16 protein-coding genes and 2 pseudogenes are annotated in these 17550 nt (G+C 69.2%); 9 read left to right on the top strand and 9 right to left on the bottom strand.

Going from position 1 to position 17550, the window contains the following annotated elements; all coding sequences use genetic code 11:
- Positions 1-62: 62 nt before the first annotated feature.
- On the bottom strand, positions 63-698 hold the full coding sequence (locus AC6F7H_RS01375; protein WP_500754677.1) for an MBL fold metallo-hydrolase: 636 nt from the start codon (positions 696-698) through the stop codon (positions 63-65).
- Between the two features lie 48 nt (positions 699-746).
- Positions 747-2042 (bottom strand): bifunctional 3-oxoadipate enol-lactonase/4-carboxymuconolactone decarboxylase PcaDC, encoded by a 1296-nt coding sequence (gene pcaDC / locus AC6F7H_RS01380; protein ID WP_500754678.1) that lies wholly within the window; start codon positions 2040-2042, stop codon positions 747-749.
- Between the two features lie 524 nt (positions 2043-2566).
- Between pcaDC and AC6F7H_RS01385 the strand changes: the two genes are divergently transcribed.
- Positions 2567-3325, top strand: a complete 759-nt coding sequence (locus AC6F7H_RS01385) for an IS6 family transposase (RefSeq protein ID WP_500754679.1) — start codon at positions 2567-2569, stop codon at positions 3323-3325.
- Between the two features lie 131 nt (positions 3326-3456).
- Here the strand turns inward: AC6F7H_RS01385 and AC6F7H_RS01390 are convergent, their stop codons facing one another.
- The 3 genes and pseudogenes from AC6F7H_RS01390 to ltrA all read right to left on the bottom strand — a co-directional run bounded on the left by AC6F7H_RS01390 (position 3457) and on the right by ltrA (position 6438).
- Complete coding sequence (locus AC6F7H_RS01390; protein ID WP_500754680.1) at positions 3457-3879, bottom strand: hypothetical protein; 423 nt, start codon at positions 3877-3879, stop codon at positions 3457-3459.
- Positions 3876-4709 (bottom strand): annotated as a pseudogene (locus tag AC6F7H_RS01395) (IS5 family transposase). The gene AC6F7H_RS01390 and the pseudogene AC6F7H_RS01395 overlap by 4 nt, the downstream one beginning before the upstream one ends.
- 256 nt (positions 4710-4965) lie before the next feature.
- Complete coding sequence (gene ltrA, locus AC6F7H_RS01400; RefSeq protein WP_500754681.1) at positions 4966-6438, bottom strand: group II intron reverse transcriptase/maturase; 1473 nt, start codon at positions 6436-6438, stop codon at positions 4966-4968.
- A 700-nt stretch (positions 6439-7138) separates the two neighbouring features.
- Between ltrA and AC6F7H_RS01405 the strand changes: the two genes are divergently transcribed.
- Entirely contained in the window at positions 7139-7597 is a 459-nt protein-coding gene (locus tag AC6F7H_RS01405) for a PPOX class F420-dependent oxidoreductase (RefSeq protein ID WP_202279437.1), read from the top strand.
- Between the two features lie 56 nt (positions 7598-7653).
- Here AC6F7H_RS01405 and AC6F7H_RS01410 read toward each other — a convergent pair whose 3' ends face one another.
- Positions 7654-8028 carry a winged helix-turn-helix transcriptional regulator gene (locus AC6F7H_RS01410; protein WP_500754682.1) on the bottom strand — a complete coding sequence of 125 codons (375 nt, stop codon included), beginning with the start codon at positions 8026-8028 and terminating at the stop codon, positions 7654-7656.
- Positions 8029-8125: 97 nt separating this feature from the next.
- On the opposite strand from AC6F7H_RS01410, the gene AC6F7H_RS01415 reads away from it, so the two are divergent.
- From AC6F7H_RS01415 to AC6F7H_RS01425, 3 genes and pseudogenes are all read left to right on the top strand, one after another.
- The gene (locus tag AC6F7H_RS01415) at positions 8126-9007 is read left to right on the top strand and encodes an NAD(P)-dependent oxidoreductase (RefSeq protein ID WP_500754683.1); all 882 of its coding nucleotides are present in this window, start codon (positions 8126-8128) and stop codon (positions 9005-9007) included.
- Positions 9008-9308: 301 nt separating this feature from the next.
- Positions 9309-10016 (top strand): annotated as a pseudogene (locus AC6F7H_RS01420) (IS6 family transposase).
- Between the two features lie 170 nt (positions 10017-10186).
- Positions 10187-10822: an SMI1/KNR4 family protein gene (locus AC6F7H_RS01425; protein WP_500754684.1), complete on the top strand. Its 636-nt coding sequence runs from the start codon at positions 10187-10189 to the stop codon at positions 10820-10822.
- A gap of 54 nt (positions 10823-10876) precedes the next feature.
- Here AC6F7H_RS01425 and AC6F7H_RS01430 read toward each other — a convergent pair whose 3' ends face one another.
- Entirely contained in the window at positions 10877-11056 is a 180-nt protein-coding gene (locus AC6F7H_RS01430; protein ID WP_500754686.1) for a hypothetical protein, read from the bottom strand.
- A 128-nt stretch (positions 11057-11184) separates the two neighbouring features.
- Between AC6F7H_RS01430 and AC6F7H_RS01435 the strand changes: the two genes are divergently transcribed.
- Both AC6F7H_RS01435 and AC6F7H_RS01440 read left to right on the top strand, forming a co-directional pair.
- Positions 11185-11637 (top strand): SMI1/KNR4 family protein, encoded by a 453-nt coding sequence (locus AC6F7H_RS01435; RefSeq protein WP_500754687.1) that lies wholly within the window; start codon positions 11185-11187, stop codon positions 11635-11637.
- A 362-nt stretch (positions 11638-11999) separates the two neighbouring features.
- Positions 12000-13085 carry an integrase core domain-containing protein gene (locus tag AC6F7H_RS01440; RefSeq protein WP_500754688.1) on the top strand — a complete coding sequence of 362 codons (1086 nt, stop codon included), beginning with the start codon at positions 12000-12002 and terminating at the stop codon, positions 13083-13085.
- Positions 13086-13168: 83 nt separating this feature from the next.
- Here the strand turns inward: AC6F7H_RS01440 and AC6F7H_RS01445 are convergent, their stop codons facing one another.
- The gene (locus tag AC6F7H_RS01445; protein ID WP_500754689.1) at positions 13169-13582 is read right to left on the bottom strand and encodes a MerR family transcriptional regulator; all 414 of its coding nucleotides are present in this window, start codon (positions 13580-13582) and stop codon (positions 13169-13171) included.
- Between the two features lie 419 nt (positions 13583-14001).
- Between AC6F7H_RS01445 and AC6F7H_RS01450 the strand changes: the two genes are divergently transcribed.
- Positions 14002-15492, top strand: coding sequence for a SulP family inorganic anion transporter (locus AC6F7H_RS01450; RefSeq protein WP_500754690.1), 1491 nt, complete (start codon positions 14002-14004; stop codon positions 15490-15492).
- Between the two features lie 53 nt (positions 15493-15545).
- Here the strand turns inward: AC6F7H_RS01450 and AC6F7H_RS01455 are convergent, their stop codons facing one another.
- A complete protein-coding gene (locus AC6F7H_RS01455) occupies positions 15546-15668 on the bottom strand; it encodes a PmrA (RefSeq protein ID WP_500754692.1) in 123 nt (40 codons plus the stop codon).
- Between the two features lie 164 nt (positions 15669-15832).
- Here AC6F7H_RS01455 and AC6F7H_RS01460 point away from each other — a divergent pair, with 164 nt between their 5' ends.
- Positions 15833-17485: an IS1182 family transposase gene (locus AC6F7H_RS01460; RefSeq protein WP_500754693.1), complete on the top strand. Its 1653-nt coding sequence runs from the start codon at positions 15833-15835 to the stop codon at positions 17483-17485.
- Positions 17486-17550: the final 65 nt, after the last annotated feature.

Genomic DNA, 17550 nt, shown 5'->3' on the forward strand with positions numbered 1-17550 from the left:
CTCACAACCTACCCGGCACCACCGACAATGCCCGCCCGGCGGCGGGCGACCCCCGCCTCAGCTCACAGCTCGGCCGTCGCCCCGGGGGCGAGCCGCAGGTGCTCCGAGCCGCCGAGCGCGCCGATCTGGCGGTCGTAGATCGGGCGGGCCAGATCGGTGAGCAGGGCGTCGTGGATGTCGTAGGCGCGCTCCGGCCGGACCTCGCGGACGTAGTCGATGACCTCCGAGATCTTGTTCCAGGGGGCCATGACCGGGAGCATCAGCGTCCGGACGGGGTGGTCGGGGACGGTGAGGGCGTCGCCGGGGTGGAAGAGGGCCCCTCCGTCGACGAGGTAGCCGACGTTGGTGACGCGCGGGATGTCCGGGTGGATCACGGCGTGCAGCTCGCCGTGCACCTGGATGTCGAAGCCCGCGGCGGTGAACGCGTCGCCGTGCCCGACGGTGTGCACACGGCCCGGGAACGCGGCCGAGAGCTGCTCCGCGACGGACTTCAGGGTCCAGACCGCCACGGCCGGGTCGGCCTCCAGGGCGGCCCTCAGCCGACCCTCGTCGAAGTGGTCGGGGTGCTCGTGCGTGACCAGGATGACGTCCGCGCCGAGTGCGGCGTCCTCCTCGCTGAACCCACCGGGGTCGACGACGAGGGTGCGGCCGCCCTTCTCCAGACGGACACAGGAGTGTGACTTCTTCGTGAGCCTCATGAGCCCATGGTGCCTCCCGCTCCCCCATCCGCGCGGGGTGCCCGGTGCTCACCCCTGGGGTGTGGTCTCCTCCCGGACGACCTGCTGGGCCACCCGGAACGCGCTGTTCGCCGCGGGGAGGCCGCAGTAGACGGCCGCCTGGAGCAGGACCTCCTTGATCTCCCCGGGGGTGAGGCCGTTGCGCAGGGCCGCCCGGGTGTGGACGGCGAGGTCCTCCAGGTGACCGCCGGCGACCAGGGCGGTGAGGGTGACGCAGCTGCGGGTGCGCCGGTCGAGGCCGGGCCGGTCCCAGACCTCGCCCCAGGCGGAGCGGGTGACGAACTCCTGGAAGTCGCCCGAGAAGTCGTCGGTCTGCGCCAGTACCTGGTCGACGTGTGCGTCGCCCAGCACCTCCCGGCGGACCTTGATCCCGGTCTCGTACGGGTCGGGCCTGCCCTGCGCCTGTGGCGGGACTGCGGCGGCGATCTCGGCGACGGGTCCGCCCTGCGGCGGCACCACCGCCCGCACGGCCTGGTCCGGGACGGCGGGCAGGGCGGTCTGCCCGGTGGCGGACTCGAAGGCGAGCTGCCAGGCGGTGGAGAAGTGCCGGACCAGCAGGTCGGTGACCGCGGCGGGCTGCTCCACCGGTACCAGGTGGGAGGCACCGGGCACGACGGCCAGCCGGGCGTCCGGCACCCCGGCGACCAGCGTGCGGGCCTCGGCGGGGCCGGTGACCTGGTCGTCCGAGCCGACCAGCACCAGGGTCGGCACGCCGACGCTGCCGAGTTCGGCCCGCACGTCGAACGAGGCGAGGGCCTCGCAGGCGGCGATGTAGCAGCCCGGATCGGTGGTGCGCACCATCTGCACGGCCCACTCGGTGATCGCGGGCTGTGCGGCCGCGAAGCCGCTGGTGAACCAGCGGTCGGGCGAGGTGCGGGCGATCGGGTCGAGCCCGTTGGTCCGGACGATCACACCGCGCTGGCGGAACTCGTCGGCGGTGCCGAACCGGGGGGAGGCGGCGATCAGTGCGAGGGAGGCGACACGTTCGGGGTGCCGCAGGGCCAGTTCGAGGCCGATCGCGCCGCCGAACGCGCAGCCGGCGTATCCGAAGCGCTGCACGCCGAGGCCCTCGAGGGTGGCGAGCAGCCGCGCGGTGAGATCGCCGACCGATCCCGCCGGGTAGGCGGGGGCACCTCCGTGCCCCGGCAGATCGAACCGGAACACCCGCCACTGCTTCGTCAGCTCGGGGATCTGCCGGTCCCACATGTGCCATGTGGTACCCAGTGAGGGAGCCAGGATCAGGACAGGTGCGTCTTCTGGCCCGTCAAAGCGGTATTGCAGGGTGTTCGGTGGTGTCTCACTCACGCCCCAAACTCTCTCACGTGTCACGAGCTGTCACACGGCCGGGGAAAAACCCGGCGACTCCCGCGCCCGGCGGCGCCACACCGCCGGCGCTGCCGGAACCCTCGGGGCCCCAGGTACGAGTTCTCCGGCGTGTAGGCGTGGCCGCTCGGACAGTGCATCCTACTGACACGCGCGCTCTCCCATTCCCTGCTCCGCAGAGCTTCCTGCTTCGGCATGGCTTCCAGATAGTCCGGTTTGCGGCAAAGCTCATACTGCCGGCCCCAAGGATCAGCACGACGCACGTGAAAGCCTTCCAGGATCTCCCCGACCAGCAACCGGAACACCACACGGTGGACAGGCTGCGCCTTTCCCTCGTAGGAGACTTGGCCGTAGCCTGACCGCCCCTCCCCGTTGCAGCTGCCGGTCCACAACCAGCAGCCGGTGTCCGAATCCACCTCGATCTCGGCTTTCATACGGCTGGGCAAATCGCTCCACCGCCAGGCTTCCTGGCTCACGGCGTTGTCACGTTGGCTGACCGGCCTGGGATGATCTTGGAGTTGGTCGTGCCGGGGAGGGGGCCGTTCGTGTCGTCCGCGTCGCCGTCGTACAAGGGGCACCGGTACCCGGTCGAGGTGATCTCCCACTGCGTGTGGCGGTACTTCCGCTTCCCGCTCAGCTTCCGCGAGGTGGAGGAGCCGATACTCGAGCGCGGCGTGCTCGTCTCCCACGGGACGGTGCGCCGCTGGTGTGCGAAGTTCGGCCAGGTCTGCGCCAACGGACTGCGCCGCCGTCGGCCGCGGCCCGGGGACACATGGCACCTGGACGAGGTCTTCATCAAGATCAACGGGGAGCGGAAGTATCTGTGGCGGGCCGTCGACGCCGACGGCACCGTGCTCGACATCCTGGTCCAGAACCGCCGGGACAAGGCCGCGGCCCGACGCTTCTTCCGCAAACTGCTCAAGAAGACCTGCTCGGTGCCGCGGGTGGTCATCACCGACAAGTTGCGCTCCTACGGGGCGGCCCACCGCGAGGTCATGCCCTCCGTCGAGCACCGCTCGCACAAAGGTCTGAACAACCGGGCCGAGAACAGCCACCAGCCCACCCGCCGGCGCGAACGCGCCATGAAAGGCTTCCGCTCTGTCGGCGGGGCCCAGCAGTTCCTGGCCGCGTTCAGCGGCATCTCCCCGCACTTCCGACCCCGCCGCCACCTGATGACCGCCGCCCACTACCGCGCCGAGATGACCGTCCGCTTCGCGATCTGGGACCAGATCACCGGCGCTGCCGGCCTGCCCACCACAGCCTGACCCCAGGCCCGAAGCGCAAGCTCACCACGCCCCGACGCGCCATCAGACACTCAGAGTGCGGGATGTGAGCTGATGTCCGTTTCGGGGTTGGGTCTGGGTGAGGAGCCCTGGTCGGCGGGGCGAGTGGACGGTCAGGGACGGGGCTGAGCGAACAGGCCGGGCTCGGGTTCAGTGAGGATGCCCCGTGCGACCAGGCGTTTCAGCTTGGATCGGATGCCTTCGGTGTTCTTCGGGACGATGGGCAGGTCGAGGGCCTGGCAGAGGTCGCGGGCTCGCAGCGGCTTTCCGGTGTCGGCGAAGGCAGTGAGGATCTGCTGGTAGGCCGGGTGGTCCGGGACGTCGGGTCGGGCCGGTTCGTCGGCAGGGGCCGGTACGGGGATACCGAGGAGGGTCTTGCGGGTGATGCTCAAGTTCTCGCTCTCCGCGTCGAGTTCGCCCAGCTGGGCGGTGAGGTCCTCAATGCGGGAGCGAATCTCTCCAGCCTGCTCGCCGAGTTCGGCCTCACGGGGCTCGACATACTCCAGGACGGCCCTGATCTGCGGGTTGTCGCTCACGCTGTCCTCCAGGAGGCGATGGTGGACCCGGTGAGGCGGCGGGCCATGACGGAGGTCATCGCCCAGAACACCCGGGAGCGGGAGCTGGAGGGCCGGTGCTCGTAGTCGCGCACGAGACGGCGGTAGAACATCAGGATCCCGTTGGTCTGCTCGATGATCCACCGCTTGGCCTGCGGGACGAAGCCGGTGTCGGCCGGGTTGCGCTCGACGATCTCCACGTCGATGCCGTACTGCTTGCCGTGATCGACCACGGTCTTCTTGAACCCCTGGTCGACCAGGGCTTTTTCGACCCTGTCGGTCTGCGTGGCCATGCCGTCCAGCAGGGCGGTGCCCGCGGCGTTGTCGTGCGCGGACGCCGGCAGCACGACGGCCTCGACGACCAGGCCCAAAGTGTCCACGGCCAGGCATCTCTTCCTGCCCGGCACCCGTTTCGAGGCATCCCTGCCGGTCGTGGTGGCCGGCACCCCGACGGAGACGTGGATGCTCTGGGTGTCCATGACGATCAGGCTCGGGTCGGCTCATCGCTTCTTCTTCTCCCGCAGATGCCACCGCAGCAGGTCGTGCACGGTCTGGTCGGTGCCGTCGTCGCGCCAGAGGCAGAAGTAGTACTTCACCGCGCCGGGCGGAGGCATGTCGTGGGGCAGGAACTCCCACTGGCAGCCGGTGCGGTTCTGGTAGAAGATCGCGTTCACGACCTCCCGCAGGTCGCAGGAGCCCGGGTCTCCGGTCGCCGACCGCGCCACCCTGTCCTGCTTCCACGCGGTGACCAGCGGTTCGATCAGCGACCACTGTTCTTCGGTCAAGTCGGTTGCGTACGGCATCCGTTCCATGCCCGCGACCCCATCATGCACACGACATGACACGAGGGTGGAACCGTCCCATCACCCACGAACGGGCGACACCAGATCATCTGGAACGGGACTTAACGCCCTCTCAAGTCCTGGCGAATCCTTGACAGTTGAACCCTCCAACTGCTGAGTAGGCCCGGAGCGCGGTGCCGGGATTGCTCCCGGTCCGTCTCTCCGGACCTCTCGCCGAACCCGCCGTGCGCCTCTCAACGCAACGGGCTCTCCACGGTCCCTGCCGTCAGGCGTGGTTGATGCTGGTCCAGGGGTTGGGGATCCTCGACGCCCGGTAGCGGTAGCGGGTGACCGTCACCGCTTCGATGTCGAACAATTCGATCCCGTCCGCGTGTGGGCGGCGCCAGCCCCCGCGGGGGTCGGCGAGCCACCGGCGGACGTCCTTCCACCGCCAGCGACGCAGGGCTCTCAGCCACCGGACCACCCGCCACCAGACGAAGTACTCCAGTTTACTGAAGGTGTCTTTGGCCACTGCGTGCTTGAAGTAGTTGGCCCAGCCGCGCATGATCTGGTTGAGACGGATCAGCACGCCCCTGGGTGGGAGTTGCGACGTCCTGTGTGTCAGGGAACGGATCTTCGCCTTCAGCGACCGGAGGGGCCGGTCGGCGATGAAGGTGTAGACGTACCACTTGTTCGTGCCTCGCTTGCGGCGCCACTGGATGCGGAACCCCAGGAAGTCGAACCCGTCGGCCATGTCCACGATCCGGGTCTTGGCCGGTGACAACCGAAGTCCCAGAGGCTCCAGCACATGAGCGACGTCTTCGTGCAGCACTTCGACGTCATCGCGAGTGCCGTTCACGAGAACGACGAAGTCGTCCGCGTAACGGACCAGCCGCCACCTGGGCAGCCCTCGGTAACGACGCATCGTCCGCCGGGAGTTGGTACTCATCTCTCCGCCGTCCTTCCACGGCCCGTGCAGGTGCTCGTCGAGCGCCGACAGGACAATATTGAAGATCAGCGGTGAGAGGATCCCGCCCTGCGGAGTGCCGGTGTGGGTGTCCTGATACCGGCCGTCCTCGGTGAGGACACCGGCCTTCAAGAACGCCTTGACCAGCTCCAGCACGCGCTTGTCCTTGACCCGGGCCCGCACCGCGTCCATGGCGGCGAGGTGCGAGACGTTGTCGAAGGCCGCCTCGATATCCGCATCCAGCACCCATCGATAGCCTCGGGTGCCGAAGTAGTGGATCTCGGCGATCGCGTCCTGGGCCCGCCGGGCGGGCCGGAACCCGTAGGAGACCGGCTCGAAGTCGGCCTCGAAGACGGGCTCCAGCACCAGCTTCAGTGCCGCCTGGACCAGGCGGTCCTCCACCCGGGGAATCCCGAGCTTGCGGACCTTCCCCGAGCCACCGGGCTTGGGGATCATGCGTTCACGCACCGGCATCGGGCGCCAGGCCCGTGCCTTGAGCCGCTCACGCACGTCGGCCAGGAACACCGGGACGCCGATCTCGGACTCGATCCAGACAACCGTGCGCCCGTCCGCGCCGGGAGTCCGCGCCCCCTGATTGCCCGCGACCCGGTCCCACGCGACACGCAGCGTGGCCGGGTCGTGCACGAAGTTGAACAGGTCGTCGAACCTGCGGCCCGGATCGGCCGCCGCCCAACGGTGAAGCTTGGCCTGCATCTCCGATACCCGCCGGCGGGGCCCCGGTTCGGGGTCCGCCGACGGAGCACCGCCGTTCGGCAGTGCGTCTTCCGGCATTGCAGCATCCTTCCCTTCTCGATACCGCTGCCGCCCTTCCCCATGTGACCGGCTCTCCCGGCCTCGGAGTACTACGGCGGCTCCGCCCCGTCCCGGACCGGTCAGTCGTCGGTGGACTCAGCCCCGCCCCCACCGCCGGGCGCGGCGTGCGGGGCAAGGACCGGAACGGTTCCCGTGTTCACTGCGGTTCGCTCGATGAAGGAGGAGCCCGACTGTGTCCCTGTGGCATCGCCGCGAGTACGCCGCAGACCTTCCCCACGGCCTCCCGGACAGCTCTTGAATACCGCCCCAGGAGTTCTCCGGACCACCCGAACGGATGACCCGGATACGCGCCACTCCCGGCCCCCATCCGCCAGGTTCGAGCCGGTGTCGCTTTGAGAGACGTAAAACGCCGGTTCCTCGCGTACTCCTCTCCATCACGCTCGCCGGACCCGCACCATCTGGCAGTACTGGTACGTCCCGGCTTTGTCAGGGCCGCTTCCCGCCCTCCCCGGCACCACCCGGATCAGGCTGCCCTCAGCTTCAACATCCCTGCTGCGACAGGGCGTTGGTGCAGGTCTTCCACCTCCACTCGAACCGACAGCGCCTCACGGCGCAACCAAGATCCCCGACAGAGTCAAGCTAGGGCCTGTTGCGAAAGTGGGGGTTGTGCTCACAGCGTCCATGAAATTGTGGGGCGGCTACGGACGTTGGTCACGTCATGACTCAAAGACCAGCGCCTCGCCCACTGTCCGACGAAGCCCTCTCCAACCTGCTTGGCAAGCAGCAGTTCGGCACGCTCGCCACCGTCAAGCGCAGTGGCCACCCCCACCTGACCACCATGGTGTACAGCTGGGACTCCGAGGCCCGCATTGCGCGGTTCTCAACGACGGCCGACCGCATCAAGGTCGGGCACCTGCGACGCGACCCGCGTGCGGCGCTGCACGTGCAGGGCGGCGACGTGTGGTCGTTCGCCGTCGCCGAAGGCGAGGCCGAGGTCTCCGAGATCACGACGGTTCCTGGCGATGCGGTCGGTCGGGAACTGCTTGGAATGATCCCGCAGGCCGCGAAACCGGAGAATGAAGATGCGTTTCTGGAGCATCTTGTTGCTGAGCGCCGAGTGGTCATCCGGTTGAAGGTGGACCGTCTGTACGGAACAGCGCTCGACATCAACGGCTAGGACGTATCGGGTCCGTGCTGGTCGCGGCCCTCAACGAGTGACTGTGACCAGCACGTTCAGAACAGGCCCTGGCCTGTCTTCTCCTCCGGCCCCCGAGCGGTCGGCCGCTCGCGGCCCCAGGCGGCCAGCGGCTGGAGTGCGTCGTTGAGGCGCCTGCCGTCCTCGGTCAGTGAGTACTCGACGCGGGGCGGCACCTCGTCGTATGAGACGCGGTGCACGACGCCGTCCGCCTCCAGCTCACGCAGGTGAGAGGCCAGCACTTTCTCGGTGACCCCCGGCAGCAGTCGGCGCAGCTCGCCGAAGCGGCGGCAGGGGTGCTCGTGGAGCGCCCAGAGGATCAGCACCTTCCACTTGCCGCCGATCACCTCCATCGCGGTGTCGATCCCGCAGACGTGTCCGTCCGGTGCGCCCGGCCGGTTCAGCGTCGTCATGCCCCACCCCTTCCGACGTGCTCGCTCACCCCGGGGTAACCACCCACTCCGAAGTGCGTACTTGATCATCCCCGGGCCTGTGACCAGCCTAATCGGCATGACACAGAACACCGTGGAGAAGCCTCCCGTCACCCTGCTGGGCCTCGGCGCGATGGGCACCGCGCTGGCCCGCACCTGGCTTGCCGCCGGCCACCCGCTCACCGTCTGGAACCGCACCCCGGCCCGCGCCGCGGCACTCGCCGCCGAGGGCGCAGAGGTCGCGGTCAGCGCCGCCGAGGCGGTCGCGGCGAACCCCCTGATCGTCGTCTGCCTGCTGGACGACGCCTCGGTCGACGGGGTGCTGGCCGGCGCCGACCTGGCCGGCCGGGACCTGGTCAACCTGACCACCGGCACCCCTGCCCAGGCCCGCGCCCGCGCCGAGTGGGCCCGTAAGCGCGGCGCCCGCTACCTGGACGGCGGGATCATGGCCGTCCCGCCGATGATCGGTGTCCCGGAGGCCGGCGGTTACGTCTTCTACAGCGGCTCACGGGAGCTGTTCGAGCGGCACCAGGGGACCTTGGGCGTCCCGGCCGGCACCACCTACGTCGGCGAGGACGCGGGTTTCGCGGCCCTGTACGACGTGGCCCTGCTCAGCGCCATGTACGGGATGTTCGCCGGGGCCGCGCACGCCTTCGCCCTGATCCGCAAGGAGGACATCGACCCCGCGGCGCTCGCCCCGCTGCTCGCCGACTGGCTCGTCGCGATGGCCCCGGCGGTTCACCAGACCGCCGACCGGCTGCGCAGCGGCGACTACACCAAGGGCGTCGTCTCCCACCTCGCCATGCAGGTGGCCGGCACGCCGACCTTCCTGAGCACCGCCGAGCAGCAGGGGGTCAGCCCGGAACTGCTCAGCCCATATTTCGAGCTGATGCGCCGCCGCCTGGCCGAGGGCAGCGGCGAGGAGGACCTGACGGGCGTGATCGACCTGCTGGTGCACTGACCGGCCACGTGCCGCCACAGTGGCGACCGTGCTGGGCGCAGTCCTCAACGAGTGGCTGCGACCAGCACTTTCGAAACGCACCCTGGTGCTCCAGTCGTAGTTGTGGATCTTGGTGGGCTGCCGTCGGCAGGCGGCCGGCTGCGGGAAAGTGGGCGGAGTGAGGGCTCACTCCGTACTCTCGCGGTCATGACAGCACCCAGGGAGCCCCCCCTCCCCCGCGCCGCGCCCCCGGCATGGCGCTGTCACGTTGGTTGACCGGGTGGGATGACCTTCGGGTTGATCAGGCTGGGAGGAGTCCTCGGTGGACAGTGCGCCGTCGTGCAAGGGGCACCGGTACCCGGTGGAGGTGATCTCCCACTGCGGGTGGCGGTACGTCCGCTTCTCGCTGTCGTTCCGTGAGGTGGAGGAGCTGATGCTCGAGCGCGGTGTGCTCGTCTCCCACGAGACGGTCCGGCGGGGGTGCGCCACGTTCGACCAGGCCTGCGCGAACGGGCTGCGCCGCCGCCGGCCCCGGCCGGGGGATAAGTAGCACCTGGACGAGGTGTTCATCAAGATCAGCGGAAGTACCTGTGGCGGGCCGTCGACCAGGACGGCACCGTGCTGGACATCCCCGTGCAGGACCGCCGGGACACCGCCGCGGCCAGGGGTTCTTGCGCCGCCTGATGAAGGAGACCCGTACGGTGTCCCGGGTGGTCGTCACCGATCAGCTCCGCTCCTACGGTGCGGCCCACCGCGAGGTCATGCCCTCGGTCGAGCACCGCTGTCACCAGGGCCTGAACAACCGGGCCGAGAAGTCCCACCAGCCGACGAGGCAGCGCGAACGCGCGAGGAAGGGCTTTTGCTCCGCCGGGGGGCCCAGCGGTTCCTGTCCGGGTTCAGCGGCATCTCACCCCATTTCCGGCCCCGCCGCCACCTGATGATCGCCCCCGGCTACCGAGCCGAGATGACCGTCCGCTTCGCCGTCTGGGACCAGATCACCGGCGCCGCCGACCGGTCCACCGAGGCCTGAGCACCGGCCCGGAACCCGGCCCCCACCACGCCCCGACGCGCCGCCAGAGACCCACGCACCCAATAATGTGACAGCGCCTTCTCCGCATCTCGGGGGGACTTCAAAGTGGGTCCGACTCAGGCCGTCCGGGTGGGCCGCTGAGCGACGTCACGGCCAGTTAAGTTGGCGGGATGAGCGATCAGCAGGATGTTGTGGAAGCCTGGCGCTGCCTCACCGGCTGGCTGAAGACGAATGCTCCGGTCTCCTACGCTTCGCTGCTGCCTCCGGCTGCCGAGCAGGCCATCGAGGCCGCCGACACTCAGCTGAGGCAGCACCTCGGGTTCGGGCTGCCCGTGGAGCTGGGCGCGTTGTGGCGGCTGTGCGGCGGTGTGGAGCATCGGTACATCGAGGCCAACGAGGAAGAGGGCGAGGTCGGTTCGGGGGCGTTCCTGCCCGGCGGGGTGATCATGTCGCCGGTAGATGCCCTGCGCCCGCGCCTGCCGAACCATAACGGACAGGATTGGTGGCAAGGCGCGCCGGTGGTGCCGTGGCTGACCGGGGATGAGGCAGGGCCCGAGTCCGGCCACTGGGTGGGTGCCATGGGTGTCGGCCGGTGGAGTGTGGACAGCTTGCCCGGCGTCAGCGCCAGGCCCGCGTTCCCGTCGATCGCCGCCTACCTGGATGCCGTCTTGCGCACCGTGACCGAAGGGCCGGCCGATGCGATGGGCCCGGATGTGCCCGGCCTGGTGTGGGGCTGCCTCATCTGGGAGAACCCGGAGTATCCCCTGCTGGACGAAGCCCTCCCGCACTGGACGCCGATCCATTGACATGCCTGGGGCCCCGTCTGGCTGATGGGGCCCCAGGCATGTGCTGCTAGCCGGTTACGGCGTGCTCATGGTGCAGATCACCTCGGGTTTGGTGGTGTCACAGGAGTTGAACCAGCTCATGCCGGGGGTGTTACCGGGGTTGACCCAGTATTCCTCCGTGTCCAGCAGGCGGAACTCGGGGGCGGAGGTGTTGCCGAAGCTGCTCATGGCGCCGGAGTTGATGTACTTCGACATCGAGGAGCGTCCGCAGTTCTCATCCCAGGTGGGCGCGTCGTAGCGGGTGTCGTCCAGGAAGTGCTCGCTGCTGTGTGGCAGTTGTTGCCTCAGAATTCCGGTTCCTCGCCTGTCGATAGCATGAACACATGAGCAACGGTGTGATCGCGGCCTGGGAACACATCGAGTCCTGGCTGAGGCTCCACCCGCCGGCTGCCCCGTTGTCTCCCGGCGCCTCCGACGAGCTGATCGCCGAGGCGGAGGCCGAGCTCGGGTTCCACCTCCCCGCCGACCTTCGTACGCTGTGGCGGCGATGTGGCGGGCCGGTCGGGCCGTTGACGCCCGAGGGTGAGGTACTGCTCGGAGTGCGCCAGGTCCTGGACGCCTACGACCTGCTGAATCACCCCGGAGTCTGGGAGACGACATGGATCCCGTTCACCGCCGACGAACCTGACGACCCGTTCTCCGGGACCTTCATCGACGCCGCGACGGGGTTGATCGGGTCGTGGAACCGGCAGGACGTCTCCCACCTCTACGACGATGGCAGCACTCTGACCGGGTACCTGACCGAGGTGGCCGACGAACTTCGAGCACTCCACTGACGGCGCCGAACGGGTCCCGCCCGTTGAGGAGTCGATCCTGCAACGGGCCGGGGGTATCGGGTTGCCGTTTTCGAGGGTGTCAGTGGCGCGGCGCGCTGAGCTTCGTCGCCGACTGGCTCCACTCGGGGAAGCCGTTGGCCCACTCGTTGCAGATGACCTCGATCGGGTGCCGGTGCCCCTGATACGACGGCGACGCACTCTCCCCGGGCGGCCCCCCTCCACCATGATCAACTCGAAGGTCCTCCCACTCCCTTCGCCCACGTGACAGTGCCCTGTCCCGCTCGGAAACACGATTCTGGGGCCTGACCTGGAGGTTCCCAGATCACAGGACTGGCCGGCACAGCATCTGCGACGATCCTTCGATGCCGCTGTCCAGCGTCACCGCGCCGGTCCGGGATCTGATCACGGTGCCCGCTGCCGTACTGCGCGGCCGCGTAGCGAAGGATGCGGAGGTGCCGGCGTTGCGGCACGAGAACGCGGTGCTGCGCCGCCAGATCGCCCGGGTCCGCTACGAGCCCGCCGACCGGATCTGGCTCGCCGTGCTCTCCCGGCTGGTCCCACGCGAGCGCCGGCGTCAGGTGTTCGCGGTCACCCCTGCCACGCTGTCGGCCTGGCACCGGCGATCCGTCGCCCGGAAGTGGACGCATCCTCAGCGCAGCCGCCCGGGACGGCCCTCCATGGCGCCCACCGTCAAGCAACTCATCCTGCGCCCGGCGAAGGAGAACCACGCCTGGGGCCACCGCCGGATCCGAGGCGAACTCGCCCGCCCCGGCTGTTCGATCGCCCCGTCCACGGTCTGGGAGATCCTGCGCACCGCCGGCATCGATCCCGCTCCGCAGCGCTCCGGCCCGTCCTGGCGTGAATTCCTCACCGCCCAGGCCTACGGCGTCCTCGCCGCCGACTTCCTGCACCTCGACACCATCTGCCTCAAGCGCCTGTACGCCTGGGTCTTCATCGAGCACGACACCAGACGAATCCACCTCGCCGGTGTCACCGCGCAGCCCACCGCCCAGTGGACCGTTCAACAGGCGAGGAACCTCGCCAGGGCACTGGACCGCCGCATGGGTTCCCTGCGTTTCCTTCTCCGCGACCGGGACAGTAGGTGCACCAGCGCCTTCGACGCCGTCTTCGGGGCCGCCGGCGTGGGGGTCCTGCGCGGTCCACCGCGGGCACCCAAAGCGAACGCGATCTGCGGGAGAGCCGTGGGCGCCCTGCGCGGCGAGGTCCTCGACCGCGTGCTGATCTCCAACGAGGCCCCTTCCGTAAAGGTGCTGACCGAGTACTTCCGGCACTACGACCAGCACCGGCCGCGCCGGTCCCGGCGGCAACTGTCCCCCGATAGCGCCGAACCCCCCGCCCCGGCCACCGTCACCGATCTCCAGAACCACCGGATCCGACGAGAATCCGTCCTCGGAGGATTGACCAACCAGTATCACCGCGCCGCCTGACCGAGCGACATCTCCACAGCTCACTGCACCGAATCGTATTTTCGGACGGGACGGGCATCGGCCCAGACGTGACGCCCGCGGTTCTAGATACGGGCGGCCGGAGCGTTCTGCTCCAGTCGGGCGCCCAGGGTGGCGGCGAAGTCCTCAGCGCGGGCCAGCTGGACCCGCAGCTTCTCCACCTGCTCGGCGGCGGCCCGCTCGTAGCTCCGTACGCGCTCCAGCAGGGCGTCCCGCTCGTCGGCGTCGAGGCCGGTGCCGGCGTCGAGGCGGTCGGTGGCGTCCAGCAGGTCGCGCATCTGGTCCAGGGTGAAGCCGAGCGGCTTCATCCGGCGGATGACCATGAGCCGGGCGACGTCGGCTTCGGTGTAGAGGCGGAAGCCGCCCTGGGAGCGGGCGGAGGGGGCGACCAGGCCGGTCTCCTCGTAATGCCGGATGGTGCGCAGGGACAGCTCCGTGCGCGCGGCGACCTCGCCGATCTGCATGTGCTTGCTGTCCACGCCCGTGATCCTCTGGCCCTTCTCGTCGTCGGCGGTCTCAGCCCGGGGGCGCCGCCAATCTCTACCCTAACGTTAGGGTAGAGTTGCTGGTGGTGAGGGTGGCTGGCCGCTGTCCCGCCGTTGCCGTGTCGGGGCCGATGCCGCCCCCGGCGAAGTTCCGATTCTTGCAGGAGACAAGCGTGCGCGAGCCCCTGACGCCCGGCACCGCCTGCCCGCCGTGACGCTTCGCCCCCGGATGTGAGCCCGGCCGTGCGTCTGCGCGGACCCCGCTCCTTTCTCTTCTCGACTTCCGGCTCCACGCTCATGGAGCCACCCCGCGGGGTGCTGGTCCGGCCCCTCCGCGTCCTCCCGCACGCCCCGGCCTGCCGTAGGGGTGTGCCCGAGCACGACAGGTTCCTTCTCCCTTGTCTTCTTCCGCATTGGCTCCCACCGCCCGGTTGCGCGGCCTCAAGCCCGACTGGCTGAGCGACCCCAAGGTCTGGCGCACCGAGGTACTGGCCGGTCTGGTGGTCGCGCTCGCCCTGATCCCCGAGGCGATCTCCTTCTCCATCATCGCCGGGGTCGATCCGACGATCGGCTTGTTCGCCTCTTTCACGATGGCCGTCACGATCGCCGTCGTCGGCGGACGCCGGGCGATGATCTCCGCCGCCACCGGCGCCGTCGCCCTCGTAATCGCGCCACTGAACCGCGAGCACGGCCTTAGCCACCTCGTCGCCGCGGTCATCCTGGCCGGCGTCTTCCAGGTGGTCCTGGGCGCACTCGGGGTCGCGAAGCTGATGCGGTTCGTCCCGCGCTCGGTGATGGTGGGCTTCGTCAACTCCCTGGCGATCCTCATCTTCATGGCCCAGGTACCGGAGCTGACCGACGTGCCCTGGCCGGTCTACCCGCTGATCGTCGCCGGTCTGGCGCTGATGGTGCTCTTCCCGAAGGTCACCACCGTCATCCCGGCTCCGCTGGTGTCGATCGTGATCCTCACCGTCGTCACGGTGGCGGCGGGGATCGCCGTGCCCACGGTCGGCGACAAGGGAGAACTGCCCTCCTCCCTGCCCGTGCCGGGCCTGCCGGACGTACCGTTCACCCTGGACACTCTCACGACGATCGCCCCGTACGCGTTCGCGATGGCGCTGGTCGGTCTGATGGAGTCGCTGATGACCGCCAAGCTGGTCGACGACATCACCGACACCCACTCCTCCAAGACCCGCGAGTCCATCGGGCAGGGCATCGCCAACATCGTCACCGGCTTCTTCGGTGGCATGGGCGGCTGCGCCATGATCGGCCAGACGATGATCAACGTGAAGGTGTCCGGCGCCCGCACCCGCCTGTCGACGTTCCTCGCGGGCTCCTTCCTGATGGTGCTGTGCATCGTCTTCGGCCCGGTCGTCTCCGACATCCCGATGGCCGCCCTCGTCGCGGTGATGGTCATGGTGTCGTTCGCGACCTTCGACTGGCACTCCGTCGCGCCGAAGACGCTCAAGCGGATGCCGACCGGGGAGATCACCGCCATGGTGGTGACCGTCGTATGCGTGGTCGTCACCCACAACCTCGCCATCGGTGTCGTCGTCGGCTCGATCACCGCGATGGTCGTCTTCGCCAAGCGCGTCGCCCACCTCGCCGAGGTCACCGCGGTCACCGACCCCGACCACACCACCGTGGTCTACCGGGTGACGGGCGAACTGTTCTTCGCGTCCTCCAACGACCTCGTCGGCCGGTTCGACTACGCCGGCGATCCTGACCGGGTCGTCATCGACCTGTCCGCTGCCCACGTCTGGGACGCCTCCTCCGTCGCCGCCCTCGACGCGATCGAGACGAAGTACGCCCAGCGCGGCAAGACCGTCGAGATCACCGGTCTGAACGACCCGAGTGCCGACCTCCACGGCAAGCTCACCGGCGAACTCGCCGACAGCCACTGACACCTCACGTGAACGCGCAGGGGCCCCGGCCAGCCGCCGGGGTCCCTGCGCGTTCAGCCTCGGCGGCGGGCGGCCGGGTCGCGCTGGGCCACATGCCGGGCGACCACGTCGATGCCGGGGCGGACGTACCGCTCCAGGGAACGGACGGAGGCGTGGCGGGAGCGGGCCAGCAGCATCGGGGTGGTGGCGGGTGCGCTCGACGTCAGGGTGAGCGCGGCCCGACACGGAGGCCCGGCACCACGGAGGGATGCTGTTGGTTAATTCGGGCCCTGCGTGACGTCGGCCTTCGAGACCCGGTTGTGGTCTTGGAGGCCGACGTTGTCGTATGGGGAGGGTGTCGATGTCCATGCAGCCGAGGGGCCCGGAAGAAATCCCGGCGGACACGGTGCGGGTGGCGCGGGCGGCTTTCCCGAAGGGAAGTCTGGCGATCCGGGTGAGAGACGAGTCAGGCGTCTTGTTCACCGATGAACAGTTCGCGGACCTGTTTGCCGTACGGGGCAAGCCTGCCTGGTCACCGGGGCGGCTGGCGGTGGTGCTGGTGGTGCAGTTCGTGGAAGGGCTCACGGACCGACAAGCGGCCGAGGCGGTGCGGGCCCGGATCGACTGGAAGTACGCGCTGGCACTGGAGCTGACCGATCCAGGGTTCGATTTCTCCGTGCTGTCGGAGTTCCGGGATCGGCTGGTCGGTGCGGACGGCGGCCGGCCGGTGCTGGACGGCATCCTGGCCGCGGCCGGAAAGAAGGGGCTGCTCAGCCGTGGCGGCAAGGCGCGGACCGACTCCACGCATGTGCTGTCCGCGGCGCGTGAGCTGAACTGGCTGGAGCAGGTCGGCGAGAGCCTGCGAGCGGCGCTGAACGCGGTGGCCCGCACCGAGCCGGACTGGCTCGCTGTCCACGCCCTGCCAGACTGGTTCACGCACTACGCGACCCGGATCGAGGACTCCCGTTTCCCCAAGGCCCAGGCCAAGCGGGTCGAGGTGGGGCGCCGGATCGGCGCGGACGGCATGCGCCTGCTGGAGATGATCTGGACGGATGGTGCGCCCTTGGTGCTTCGGGCACTGCCGGAGGTGGAGTTCCTGCGTCAGCTGTGGGTCCAGCACTTCCACCTGGTGGAGGGTGAGGTGGAGCGGCGGGACCCAAAAGACCGGCCGCCGGGCGCGAAACGCCCGGTCACTCCCTATGACCCCGAGGCCAGGGGCAGCGTCAAGCGCGACACCTTCTGGGACGGCTTCAAGGTCCATCTCACCGAGACATGCGAGCCGGAAAAGGTGCACCTGATCACGAACGTGACCACCACCGTCGCCACGGTCCCCGACGACCGGATGGCCACCGTCGTCCATGCCGACCTGGCGAGGCGGGACCTGCTGCCGGACGAGCACTGGGTCGACACCGGCTATGCCGACGGCGGCGCGCTGGTCGCCGCCCGCCGTGATCACCAGGTGGCGCTGCACGGGCCACTGAAGTCCGTGACCGTTCCGCACGCCCGAGGCGAGGCCGCCTTCGGACAGGACGCGTTCGCCATCGACTGGGACAACCAGCACGTGACCTGCCCGAACGGCATCACCAGCACGCAGTGGCACCAGCGTCGCTCGGAAGACGGACTGCCGACCATTCGGGTCCGGTTCTCACCCGCCGGCTGCCGCACCTGCCCCCAGCTGCGGCAGTGCGTCAACTCCCCGAAGGCCCAGCGCCGCGAGATCAACCTCAGGCCCCGTGAGGAATACGAGGCCCTCCAGCAGGCCCGCAGACTTCAGGCGACCGACGAGTGGAAGGACCGCTACAAGGTCCGCGCCGGGGTCGAGGGGACCGTCTCCCAGGCCGTGCAGGCCTGCGGCCTGCGCAGATCCCGCTACCGTGGACTGCCGAAGACAAGCCTCCAACACCAGCTCACCGGCGCCGCGGTCAACCTCATCCGCATCGACGCCTGGCTCACCGGCAAACCCCACGCCCGCACCCGCACCAGCCCCCTGGCAGCACTCCGCCCCGCCGCATGACGACGGGGCGAAGCAGCCAGGCCCGAATTAACCAACAGCATCCACGGAGGGCACCGGGCCTGTTC

The sequence above is a fragment of the Streptomyces sp. MMS24-W38 genome (genome assembly GCF_059889265.1).